An 11955-nucleotide genomic window follows, 5' to 3' on the forward strand; every position below is an offset into this window, starting at 1 on the left:
GATGTTATTAGGTGATGTTATTGGTTATGGGATTGTTTAATTTTTAATTTTTAATTTTTCCGCCTTTTTTATTTTTTGACAAAACGTTTCATGATTTTATTTTTTGGTGAAAAAATGGATCCTCCCGAAAAAATCCAATTCGGCTATTCTTTGGAAGACATTTCCATGGACGAACTCATGCGCCGGCAAGGATATGCCAAAGCCGGCCGCCATTCCGCGGTTAAAACCTGTACCTGGCTTAAAAATTCCATGAATGGAAACGGGGTTTGTTATAAATCTTCTTTTTACGGCGTCATTTCTCACCGGTGTCTTCAAATGACGCCGACTCTTCTTTGCAACCAGGAATGTGTTTTTTGCTGGCGGCCGACTGAAATTTCTGTACCTGCGCCGGATGAATGGGACTCGCCGGAACAAATCGTCTCAGGATGCCTCCAAGCTCAAAGAAAATTAATTACCGGATTTGGCGGGTCTCCCAATGCCCTTTCTAAAAATTATGAAGAAGCCAAAACTCCGTCCAATGTTGCGATTTCTTTGTCGGGGGAGCCGACATTTTATCCGCATCTGCCGGAATTGATTCGGGAATTTGAAAAAAATGAAATGACCACTTTTGTTGTCACCAACGGCACCCGCCCGGACATGCTGCGCCGTATTTTTCCGACGCAGTTGTACATGAGTTTGGATGCGACCGGCGAGGAAATGTATGAACAAATCTGCCGTCCGAAATCTCCGATGCTTTGGGAAAAAGTGATGGAATCCTTAGATGTTTTGAAAGAAAAAAAGAAAAACGGGGTTCGAACCGCCATTCGAATTACGGTGGTCCGCGATTATAATTACAGTGTGGCAAACGCCGAACAATTTTCTCAACTCATCCGGCGGGCCGACCCCGATTTTGTAGAAGTGAAATCCTACATGCATGTCGGATTTTCACGGCTGAGGCTTGCGCGTGCCAATATGTTGGAGCAGGAAGAAATCCGGAATTTTGCAAACGAAATCGCATGGCATGCCGGATATTTGTATGCCGGAGAATCGGAATCCAGCCGGGTGGTCGTCTTGTCCAAAACCGGAAAAACATCACCGGTCAAATGAAAACAGGGTCAAACCGGATTTCTTTTTTCTTTCTCTTTTTTCAAGATTTATTCTCCTTTTCTTTCTTTTCTTTCAACAAATTTTAAAATTTAATTTTAATAAAATATATCCTGTTTTGTACAATAAATTTTTTTAAATACAAAACTGTCTAAATATAAATTTATTTCTATTCGGAATAGTTATCAATAGAGTTTTAGACCAAGTTGTTTATCAATATACTCTTCAAGTATACGGATCGAAGTATATATACTCTCTTCAAAGTTTGTATTCAATCCCGGGGTGGAGGCGCATCGTGGTTTTTAGTTTGGATACAAAGATGATTCGAAAAAAGCTTATTAAACGACAAACCGATTACTGTGTTTACCTTATGTAGCAAATATTTGTCCGATGAAACCGGCAACTTGATAAATTTCAAAATTTTCAAGGGCAATCCTCAAATTTCAGAATTTTCAGGATCAATCCCCCTTGCAAAATTTGATAACAAATAATAAAATTCGAAAAATCAAAAACCAAAGATCGTCTCCCTCTAATCAAAATAAAAACCGGATCTTCACAAATCAATTCAGCCGGGCGGTTTCATTACAAAAATCAGGAGAATAAGAATGGCAAAAGTAATCGTTTATACGACAGATGTCTGTCCGAAATGCAAAGTCCTTAAGAAATACCTGAGTGAGAAAAATGTTCCTTTTGATGAAATGGATATGGGAACCCCGGACGCTTTAACGGAACTCGCCATGAACAATGTTTTTACCAACGTGGCCCCGGTTCTTCAAATCGGAACCAAATTCCTGACCTATAAAGATATCTTTGCCGGAAGCACCGTCAACGAAGCTCAAATCCAACCTTTGATTTCATTAGCCCTATAATCCCACATTTCATCCTATACACTATCATTCTGTCACTTATCACCCCTTAATCACCTATCTCTGTCACTTATCACTCCTTAATCATGTAATCACTTATCATTTATTATTATCACTTAATTCATCACACACCAATAAAAAGAGGATTCAAATGTCAATCGACTTAAACAACAGTGCCGAGAAAGGAATTTCAAAGCAAGTCCAGCAAACATTGGATGGGAACACCATTTCCACCATGCCCAAAGTCCGGACAACCGGCGGATTCATGCTGGATTGGGACCGAAATGAAATTGTCAAGCAATTGATGAAAGAAACGCCCCTTGCCGAACGTTTTTATGGAGTTTCCGGAATCAGCCGCGAAGAAGCCGTGGAAATTTCAAAAGATGCTGAAGCCCGCATCCGGAAAATGAATTTAAAATTCTTATCCGGTCCGCTTGTCCGCGAAATCGTCAATTGTGTTCTTCTTGAGCGCGGCCACACCGAATGGCGCAATGTGATGACCCGTGTCGGCGCGTCTGTTTACGACTCCTGCGAAATCGACACCGGTCTCGGATTCGAATCCCACGACAACGCCAACCAATTGGACAACGCCGAAACTTCTCACAAAAAGAAAGCCGACAAAATGTCCAAAGAACAAAACCTGTTGCTTATGCCGGGAAATTTGGCCGACCTTCACTTAAACGGCGATTTCCATATTCATGACTTGGAATATTTCGGAACCCGCCCCTTCTGCCAAGACTGGGACCTTCGGTATTTCTTCTACTACGGGTTGATGCCGGATGGCGTCGGCGTTCAGTCCAGCGTGGCCGGACCCGCCATGAATGCCGAAGTTGCCATTTTGCATGCGGTCAAAGTCATGGGCTCCGCCCAAACCAACTTTGCCGGTGGACAAGGATTCTACAATTTCCTGGCCTTCCTCGCCCCCTACTTCGTCGGCAAAACCGACAAAGAACTCGAACAACTTATGCAGATGTTCGTTTACGAAATGATGCAAATGATGTGTGCCCGTGGCGGCCAGACGGTCTTCTCATCCGTCCAATTGTCTCCGGGCGTCCCCAAACTCTGGAAAGACAAGCCGGTCGTCGCCATGGGAAAAGTGTGGGACGGCATGCACGGAACCAAAGTCTGGAAATACGGTGAACTCGAAAAAGAAGTGCGAAAGGCTTTCCGGGCGTTGATGGTGGTTATGCTTAAAGGCGATGCCTGGGGAAAACCGTTCAGCTTTCCAAAACCGGAAATTTCCATCGAGCCGGATTTCATGGAAGAAGATGTGGAATTTAACAAGGCGAATCCGGATGTTTTGTCATACGACGCGCTTTACGGTTTGACATTTGAGTTGGCGGCCAAATTCGGAACGCCGTATTTCGATAACCAGATTCCGGAATATCGCGGTGCTGGGGAAGGCATCAGCTGCTACCAGTGCTGTGCATATCAATTTTCCGCCAACCCGACCGATGACAGCGAATTTGATGACAAACTCTATTTCCGGGACGGAAAACACTTCTCAATGGGCTCTTGGATGGTCATGTCCCTCAACTGTCCGCGGGCGGCCTACAAAGCCGGCCATGACGATGCCAAGCTTTTTGAGGAACTCAAATACTTGATGGCAAAATCGGTGGAAGTGTTCCGGGTCAAAAAGAAATGGATGGACCATCTTTTGGAATGCAACCGGATTCCGTTTGCGTCGATGACACCAAAGGACCCAAACACCGGAAAATTAGGAGCAATTGCCGTTGATTTTGACAGCTTGGTCTACACGATTGGGGTCGTCGGTATTAACGAAATGGTTCAGTATCACACCGGTCAATCGATTTATGAATCGAAAGATTCCTACAAATTCGCTGTCCGTGTCATGTACGAGATGAAAATGTACGCTCAAAAGCTGTCCCGGGAAAATGGAATTGAAATTGCGCTTGCCCGAACGCCGGCCGAAACAACGGCACAGCGTTTTGCGGTTTCCGATTTGCTCCATCCGGAATATGCGGCGTTTGCGGAAAACAACATGAACGGTGATGTGGAATTGGCGAAAAAAGAGTTGGCCAACCGGAGCGGAAAGGACCTCCCGGTGTATTACACCAATGGGACCCACATGCCACCGATTGCCGACATTTCCATCATCGACCGGATTAATTACGAGCAAACGTTCTTCCCGATTGTGGACGGTGGAAATATTCTCCACATTTGGCTGGGGGAGGGAAATCCGGACCCGAAGGGCTTGCAGGAAATGGCGATGTATATTGCCAAAAACACTCACACCGGCTACTTTGCGTTTACCCGTGACATCACCGTGTGTAAAGACGAAGGTTATGTTTCCTCAGGCATCAAAGAATGCTGCCCGAAATGCGGTTCGGGAAACATCGATCACTTGTCCAGAATTACCGGATACCTCCAATCCGTAAACGGCTGGAATGCCGGCAAAAAACAAGAATTGGTCGACAGAACCAGGGTCGACCCGAAAAACATGAAAGTCTGAAAAAAACAAAATCATCTCAATAAAAATCGTCTCAATAAAAATTGTCTCATAAAAATTGTCTCAATAAAAAAACGAATACAAAAAACCGGCAAATTAAAACGAAAAACGAGCCGGCCAAAGTACGAAAAACAGGAAGGAAAAGAGTTTGGGGTCTTAGACTGCGGCCCTAAAACTCTTTTTTATATTAGCCACACTTTTTCTCTTTCCCTTCCAATTTTTATTTTTTCATGTTTCTTTTTTTAAAAATTATATTTTGACAAATAGGAAATAAATTATAAATTATAAATTTTTAGAGGGTCCATAATTTATAAATACTAAATGTGCATTTTATTGACTAATAGAATCTAATGAGCCGCTCAATAATGATGCTTGTTAGGTCATGACGGATTTATCACGTAATACTTTGTTATTATGTGGTAAATTCACTTTTTTTCAAAAATATTTCCAATACTTTTTATATTTCCCTTAACTTTCATAATTTATGAAAAAATATAACAAGTTGTCAATTTCTATTCCTGATCAAGTGGAAAAATTAGAAGAACGTGGATTGATATTTAAAAATGTAAATGATAAAAAAATTGCTGAATAAATTACCAGCGGATAAAAGGGGAGACATGGGATTTGTAAAAAATTGGGAATATGATCCATTTTGGAAATAATTTTAAAACATTGAATAGAACACATTTTGGCGTGAACAATGAAATTCAGGAGCTTTGAAAAATATTAATGGATTTCAATAAAAAAAGGCAACCGGTCTTAAAAAAACCGGTTGCCTTTTTCGTTTTTTGCAAAAACTTTATTGTTTTTACCTTCATGTTTACTTTAATTTTTAAACTAAATATTTAAAATTCAACCCAAAACTTACAACGGAACTTCAAAGTCCGCCAATTCGTAGTTGAACGGAATGCCTTTGTTTTTGGCGATTTCGCGGGCGAGGAGCCAGTAAATCAAGGACAAGGCTTTTCTTCCTTTGTTGTTGGTCGGAATCACCAGGTCGACGTTTTTCGCCAGGTTGTTGGAGTCGCAAAGGGCGATCACCGGAACGCTGATGTCAAACGCTTCTTTAATCACTTGCGCGTCGCCGGACGGGTCGGTCACAATCACGACTTCCGGTTCAAAATAGCTTTCCATTTGTGGGTTGGTGAGCATTCCCGGGATGAAGCGTCCGAGGGCGGAGCGGCATCCGGTTGCTTTTGCGAACATCTTGGCCGGGTATTGACCATATTGCCGGGAAGAGACAACCAAAACGCGGGAAATATCGTATTTGGCCAACATGGTGGCGGCGGCGATAATTCTTTGGTCGGTGGCTTGAATGTCTAAAACATATAAACCGTCGGTCCGGACGCGGTAAACAAACCGCATCATGTCTTTTGTTTTCTGTTGCGTTCCGATGTGAACACCGGCGGCCAAATATTCGTCAATGGAGACGAGATAGGATTGTTCGGGGGCGGACACATCTTCTGAAATGTTTGCGGAATAAACTTCTTCTTCCATGGAATCACCAAAATATTTTCTTAAAATAAAGTTTCCTTAATTTTTTTTTAGGTTTCCTAAATTCTTTCTATTCTGTAAAGATGAAAATTAATTGAAAAAAAATGAAGAAATTAATTTTAACGAATGAATCAAGGATGAATCAATAACGGGTAAATTAACTTCTCTTGACCGTAATCGGAACAACGCCTCTTTTAAATTCTTCAAGGGCGATGTAAAGCGGATCTACGCCCGACTTTTCGTAATCCTGAATCAAAACCGGTGCGCCCATTGAAATCTGAAGGGCACGGGCTCCGACAATTCGAGCTCTCTCAAATCGGGTATAATCTTGAATTTGAATTTCCATACCATCACCAAAATAATTGTTTTAAATGCGTCTTGAAAAATAAATTAAATAAACGAAATAAATAAAAAACAAAAAAAGGTCGAAGAATAAAATTGTCCGATCTTTTTTTGGCTTTTACCATTTTGTGTTTAAGAGGAAGTTATTTTTCAAGCAAAGTGTTTTTTTTTCAATTTTCTTTTGAAAATTTGATTTCATTTTCCATTACTGATATGGAGCAATCATATCCACCAATTCGATGTGGCTTAAAAGCATTCGGCGGCAACAATATCGGGTGATTCCAAGGTCATCTAAAATCTGACCTTTGTCTTCTCCCGCTTGGGCGCGTGCTTTAAATTCCTCGTAACTGGAGGAGATCACTTTTCCGCATGAAAAACAACGGACCGGTATCATAATTTATTCCCTTACCTGTATGATTTCTGGTATTTTGCGCGGGCGCCCGGACCACCGAAGTATTTCGGCTCTTTTTGTCTGGAGTCGCTCACAAGCAAACTTCTGTCAAATTCGGCAAATGCGTCTTTGACGGCAACGTCGTTGGTGAATTCAACAATTCCCTTGGCGATTGCGGTTCTGGCTGCGTAGGCTTGACCGACAACGCCGCCGCCGCTGACGGTGACACTGATGTCCAATTTGGAAATCACGTTTTCACCGGCAAGGTTGACCGGCTCGGAAATTTTTTGGTTCACAAGATAAGATCCGTAAATCGGAAGCGGAATTTTGTTAATTCTGACAATTCCCGTTCCTTTCTGAACAACCGCTCTGGCAATTGCGGTTTTGTGTTTACCGGATGTGTTTACAACTTTTTCTGTCATTTACTGGTTTTCCCCCTTTAGAAGTTCGCTCCGAGTTTTTTGCTGACATCGCCCAACCGAACGTATTTGCTGGAGCTGAGGCGTTCCATGTTAGCGGACTCAACGGTCTCGGTCGGCTTTCCTTTGAATTCGGATGGCACGCCGACGTAGACTTTTAAGTTGCCCATCGCTCTTTTCCCATGTTGTTTTTTGTAGGGAACCATTCCGCGAACTGTTCTTTTCATGATTCTGTCGGGTCTTTTGGGGAAATACGGACCGAATTCCGGTCTTCCGCGTTCGACAGAGTGTTCGTAATCGGCAAAAATATTTGCGCGGGAACCTGAAATAACTGCTTTTTCGGCATTGATGATATCAATGGTTTCGCCGGCCAAGAGGCGTTTTGCAACAACGCTTGAGAGGCGGCCCAAAATTAATCCATTTGCGTCAATAATTGTCATTTTTGCACCTCACTGGAAAATCCGAATGCCTGACCCTTTGGGGTTTTCTTCAAGGATGTCTTCGATTCTCATGCATTTGCCACCGGCTTCCGCGATTTTGTCGGCTGCGCCGGCACTGAAATTGAGTGCTGCGACGGTGACCGGGAAATCAATGTCTCCGGCGCCGAGAAGTTTTCCCGGAACCAAAATGACTTCGTTTTCGTTGGCATGCCGATTGATTTTACTCAAATTGACATCGGCATAATTTCTGGACGGGTTTTCAAGTTTTTTGGCAATCGCCGACCAGATCGGTGCGTCATTCTCATTGGCGGCATTTTTCAGCGTCAAAATGAGATTGATCATTCTCGGATTTGTCTTTCTCGAGATCTTTACAAGTGTTCTCTTACCCATTATTTTCCTCCGCAAGATTTTTTGAAAAATTGAACAAAAATCCTACTCACGCACATAAATCCGGCTGCAAAAACCAACCGATGCGTTCGAAAATACGGTATCCTCATTAATTACAGTCCAAAACTGCATAAAAAAGTAGATACAATACATTTTCGAATAGGTAAACTCCCTGAATAAGATTGATAGAATATAAAGCTTTAGTTTAGAAAAATCTGAAACATAAAACAAAACTAAAATGAAAATAAAACGAAACTAAATAAAACTAAATAAAAACAAAGTGCTGGTTTTTGTTGAAATCTTCAAAACTGTTGCCATAACGCGCGCGCATGCCGGCACAACACAAAAAAGAAAAACAGTAAAAACAAAAACAGTAATACTAAAAAACAAAAATAAAGTATGAAAAGCCGGGGTTTACATTTCGGCTAATTTTTTCCCAAATGTTTTGCAGGCGTTGATTGCATCCCCGGTGGGTCCTAAGTTGACAATCAGCCCGCCGTCCAAGAGTTTTGCGCCGGTGGCTTTGACATCTTTTGCCCATCGACGCATCCATTCTCCGTCTCCCCAGTCGTAAGACCCGAAGAGGCCGACATTTTTGCCGGAAATGGTTCCCATGATGGATTTCATGAACGGCTCAAATTCGTCTTCTTCCAAGATTTCGTCGCCCATGGCCGGGCATCCGAAAGCGACAACATCCGCTTTTTCAACATCGGAAACATTTGCGGCGGAAACTTCTTTTAACGTGACGGCAGCACCGGCGGCCGTGGCCCCTTCCAAAATAAGATTTGCCATCGCTTCAGTATTTCCGGTTGCGCTCCAATAAACGATTAACATATTCATGATTTTTTCACTTCCTATCAAGTTTTCAAATATTTTTCTGTTTCTTCTACTTCTTTTTAGTATAAAATGATTTCGTCTAATAGAATTATTTTAGATAAAACAAATTTAATCCGCCTGAACGAAAAATAAAAATCCGGCGGGGCGCTTCGGAATTTTATTTGGAATATATGCCGCTTGCTACTATTTTTTCAAAAATCTGTCTCTTTGGTCACGAAGAAAAACTGAAAAAAAAGTAAACCGAAAAAAAAGTAAACTGAAAAAAAAGTAAACCGAAAAAAAAAGTAAACTGAAACAATGAACTAAATAAATATAAAATTACCAGAACACGTTTTTTTCAGATAAAAGCATCCGCTAAAAGATAATTTTTCAAAAAAAGGGATAAAAATATGTCACATTTTTGTGACACATTCAACTATTTTTTATTTTTATGGCTTAGTCTTCCATTCTTTTTTGGAATTTGCGGATGACATCTCGGATTAAAACAATGTCCGCCGCGGTAACAACCCAGCGGTACGGAATAATAACGCCGTCTCCCGCAACGTCGAAGACATCTGTGTTGACTTGATTGGCAATCAAGCTGGAAACGGATTGGCTTTCCACATCAATGATTAAGTCAACAACTTTTCCGACATAAATACCGGTGATGGTATAAATGTCCAGACCAAAAAGTGAAGTAATTTCTGTACGCATGTTCTCGCCTTTGAATTGAAATTTGGATCGAATTTGAATGAAAAATGTGACGTATTGGATAAATTGTGTGTGAACTTGAAATGAATTATGAACTTTTTACCGTTTTCACGGCTTTATTAATCATAATTGTATAAACATAATACCGAAATATAATATAAATTATTTGTTCTCATCTCACTTGGATTTTTACCGGTTTTCATATTATTTTCGTTTTATTATTTTCGTTTTATTATTTTCGTTTTTCTGTTTTTATTGTTTACTTTTTATCTTTGTTATTCCTGTTCAATTTTGAATTGAATGGTTGTAAACATCGGTCCTCTGACGTCAATTTTTTTCTTGTTTCCGGTGATGAATTTTTGCCCCAGGTCGGTCAATTTCAAATTAACTTCTGACAACATTTTCACCATACGGACACGCGTTTCATGTTCCGTTTGACCGGCTAAAACCGCCTCTTCAGCATCCGCCGCCGCTTCTGCCGCAACCGCTCCGATAAATGTAATTCCGGTTCGTGCGGAATGATTCTCTAAAGCCTTTTGCCATTTCTTGTCATCGGGAACGCCCAAAACATCCCCGTTAAATGCAACAATTTCATTTAACGCCGCCGGGCCACACAAATTCGTATCGGATTCCGGTTCAATAATTTTAACCGTTACGGTTTTGCCGTTTAATTTTCCGAACCAAACCTCCGATTCGCAGGGACCGGGCGTTTTGCCGTATTTTTTGCATCCGGCCACAATCGCGTCCGCGATTTCCCGACCGGCGTCGGTACAGGGGGTTTTAATCAATTTCACTTGGCGCGCCAAATCCGCGTCCGGCATTTCCCAGTCGCCATACTGCGAAAATTGAGGGTAAGTCATCGATCGCATGTCTTTGGCGTCATACAAAATCATAGCCAGGCGCTCGACACCAAGACCGAAATTCATGACCGGGACCGGAATATTGTATTCCGAAAGCGCACAGGGCGAATAAATCCCAAAGGTGGCGACCTCAATCCAGCCGTCTTTGTATTTTGTGCTCGAGCCGTCCAATTTTGGATGATAGGCGTACACTTCAATTTGCGTATCGGGTGCATAGTATTTGCTCCGTTTTGTGTCCGGGCGGAACATAAATTTTTGGAAACCGAATTGCGATAAAATTCCTTCCGCAACAGCTTTTCCATGATCGATAGTCACATTTTCATCCATGATCACACAAGACGCGGAAAAATAAGTCATTAAGCGGGAAGCATCTTCCTGCTGCTCGCGACGGAAACACCGGTCGATGGAAAACATCCAAAACGGCGGTTCATTTCGTTCCAGCAGTTCGGACAAGGTGATAAACCAGCCGCTGGTCATGTGGCTGCGCAGGGTTTTTGAGGTTCCTTCCGGCTTAAGTTCTTTAAATTCCGGAAACACTTTGTCGATCACTTCAACAACGAGCACATCTTCCACATGAAGCTGTTCCGACAATTCAAAAACCAAATCGTCTCCCTCAATCGTTCCCTTCTTATACGCATGCAGAACTTTTCTTATAATTTCAATGCCGCTGTCATCTATTCCAGCTAAAATACTGCGAATCATCCGGATCCGCTCCTCGGAAATTCCGACATTGGGGCGCGGAAGGCCTGCCAAATAAAAGCATCGGTCCAAAACGGCCAGCGCTTCTTCGCCGAACTGTTTGTGAACATCCTTTTCGTCCACAATCAGCGGGTTCATCATTTCAATAAATCCCATCCGCATGTAGGCTTCCCGCAAGCGTTGAATGGTTTCATAAACCGGATGCGGCTTTCCAAATTCAAATGAAAGGCGCGGGTATTCTTCCTCAATCGGAGTTTTTCGAATGTATTTTTTCGTCTCATTCCACGCTTTTTCAAAATTTTCGTTTTTTTCGTCGCGGACAACCTGCGGGTCAAATCTCATAATTTCCTCAAAAATGTTCAAAAATTAAAAAATAATCATCATCTTTACAATATTTACTTACAATATTTTGCAATTTTGCAATATTTTACTTACAATATTTTACAATTTTGCAATATTTTACTTACAATATTTTACTTACAATATTTTGCAATACTTATTGGCTCAACTGTTCCACCATTTCCAGCCCTTGCCGGATCAAGTCAAAGCTTTCCGCAATGCGTCGCGGGTCAGATTCGTTTTGGACTTCTTCGGCAATCCCGGTGATTTTCATCAAGATCAGTTCTCTTAATCGTTCTTCTGCAGCCGGATAAACAGTTTGTCTGGTTATATAGTTCTCTTCCGCCTTTTGTTTTTGTCGGACCGCTTTTTCGGGAGGGGATGATTTTTTTGCCGGAAGAGGGGCCGAACAAAAAACCGGTGCCGCTTTTTCTAAAACCGGCTCGGGAATGCCGTCCGCGTCGGCGCCGCTGCACAACGGGCAGATGATTTCTCCTTTAAACCGGAAAAGCGGCGCTCCGCAAATATCACAGTGGCTGGCCAGCATGGTGCCGCCGGTTTCTAAGAAACGGGCAATCTTTTTAATTTCTTCATCCGAACTCATGATGTCACCTGAATTATAAATTGAATCATTTATT

13 protein-coding genes are annotated in these 11955 nt (G+C 42.0%); 3 read left to right on the top strand and 10 right to left on the bottom strand.

Features of this window, described 5'->3' with window-relative positions:
• Positions 1-114 precede the first annotated feature (114 nt).
• From twy1 to nrdD, 3 genes are all read left to right on the top strand, one after another.
• Entirely contained in the window at positions 115-1086 is a 972-nt protein-coding gene (gene twy1 / locus MsAm2_RS01190; RefSeq protein WP_338098004.1) for a 4-demethylwyosine synthase TYW1, read from the top strand.
• A 602-nt stretch (positions 1087-1688) separates the two neighbouring features.
• On the top strand, positions 1689-1952 hold the full coding sequence (locus tag MsAm2_RS01195) for a glutaredoxin family protein (RefSeq protein ID WP_338098005.1): 264 nt from the start codon (positions 1689-1691) through the stop codon (positions 1950-1952).
• 148 nt (positions 1953-2100) lie between these two features.
• On the top strand, positions 2101-4422 hold the full coding sequence (nrdD, locus tag MsAm2_RS01200) for an anaerobic ribonucleoside-triphosphate reductase (RefSeq protein ID WP_338098006.1): 2322 nt from the start codon (positions 2101-2103) through the stop codon (positions 4420-4422).
• An 861-nt stretch (positions 4423-5283) separates the two neighbouring features.
• Here the strand turns inward: nrdD and rpsB are convergent.
• From rpsB to MsAm2_RS01250, 10 genes are all read right to left on the bottom strand, one after another.
• Positions 5284-5916 (bottom strand): 30S ribosomal protein S2, encoded by a 633-nt coding sequence (gene rpsB / locus MsAm2_RS01205; RefSeq protein WP_338098007.1) that lies wholly within the window; start codon positions 5914-5916, stop codon positions 5284-5286.
• Between the two features lie 154 nt (positions 5917-6070).
• Positions 6071-6259: a DNA-directed RNA polymerase subunit K gene (locus tag MsAm2_RS01210; RefSeq protein WP_420846970.1), complete on the bottom strand. Its 189-nt coding sequence runs from the start codon at positions 6257-6259 to the stop codon at positions 6071-6073.
• Positions 6260-6460: 201 nt separating this feature from the next.
• Positions 6461-6649, bottom strand: coding sequence for a DNA-directed RNA polymerase subunit N (locus MsAm2_RS01215; protein WP_338098008.1), 189 nt, complete (start codon positions 6647-6649; stop codon positions 6461-6463).
• A gap of 11 nt (positions 6650-6660) precedes the next feature.
• Entirely contained in the window at positions 6661-7068 is a 408-nt protein-coding gene (locus tag MsAm2_RS01220) for a 30S ribosomal protein S9 (RefSeq protein WP_338098009.1), read from the bottom strand.
• A gap of 17 nt (positions 7069-7085) precedes the next feature.
• Positions 7086-7505, bottom strand: a complete 420-nt coding sequence (locus MsAm2_RS01225; protein ID WP_338098010.1) for a 50S ribosomal protein L13 — start codon at positions 7503-7505, stop codon at positions 7086-7088.
• 9 nt (positions 7506-7514) lie between these two features.
• A complete protein-coding gene (locus tag MsAm2_RS01230; protein ID WP_338098011.1) occupies positions 7515-7895 on the bottom strand; it encodes a 50S ribosomal protein L18e in 381 nt (126 codons plus the stop codon).
• Positions 7896-8306: 411 nt separating this feature from the next.
• On the bottom strand, positions 8307-8732 hold the full coding sequence (locus MsAm2_RS01235) for a flavodoxin (RefSeq protein WP_338098012.1): 426 nt from the start codon (positions 8730-8732) through the stop codon (positions 8307-8309).
• Positions 8733-9164: 432 nt separating this feature from the next.
• Positions 9165-9422 (bottom strand): PRC-barrel domain-containing protein, encoded by a 258-nt coding sequence (locus MsAm2_RS01240; protein WP_338098013.1) that lies wholly within the window; start codon positions 9420-9422, stop codon positions 9165-9167.
• 272 nt (positions 9423-9694) lie between these two features.
• Complete coding sequence (sepS, locus tag MsAm2_RS01245; protein ID WP_338098014.1) at positions 9695-11320, bottom strand: O-phosphoserine--tRNA ligase; 1626 nt, start codon at positions 11318-11320, stop codon at positions 9695-9697.
• Positions 11321-11474: 154 nt separating this feature from the next.
• A complete protein-coding gene (locus MsAm2_RS01250) occupies positions 11475-11921 on the bottom strand; it encodes an Sjogren's syndrome/scleroderma autoantigen 1 family protein (protein ID WP_338098016.1) in 447 nt (148 codons plus the stop codon).
• Between the last annotated feature and the right edge of the window lie 34 nt (positions 11922-11955).

Origin of the sequence: Methanolapillus ohkumae, assembly GCF_032594355.1 — an archaeon.
In the GTDB taxonomy this organism is placed as follows: Archaea; Halobacteriota; Methanosarcinia; order Methanosarcinales; family Methanosarcinaceae; genus Methanolapillus; species Methanolapillus ohkumae.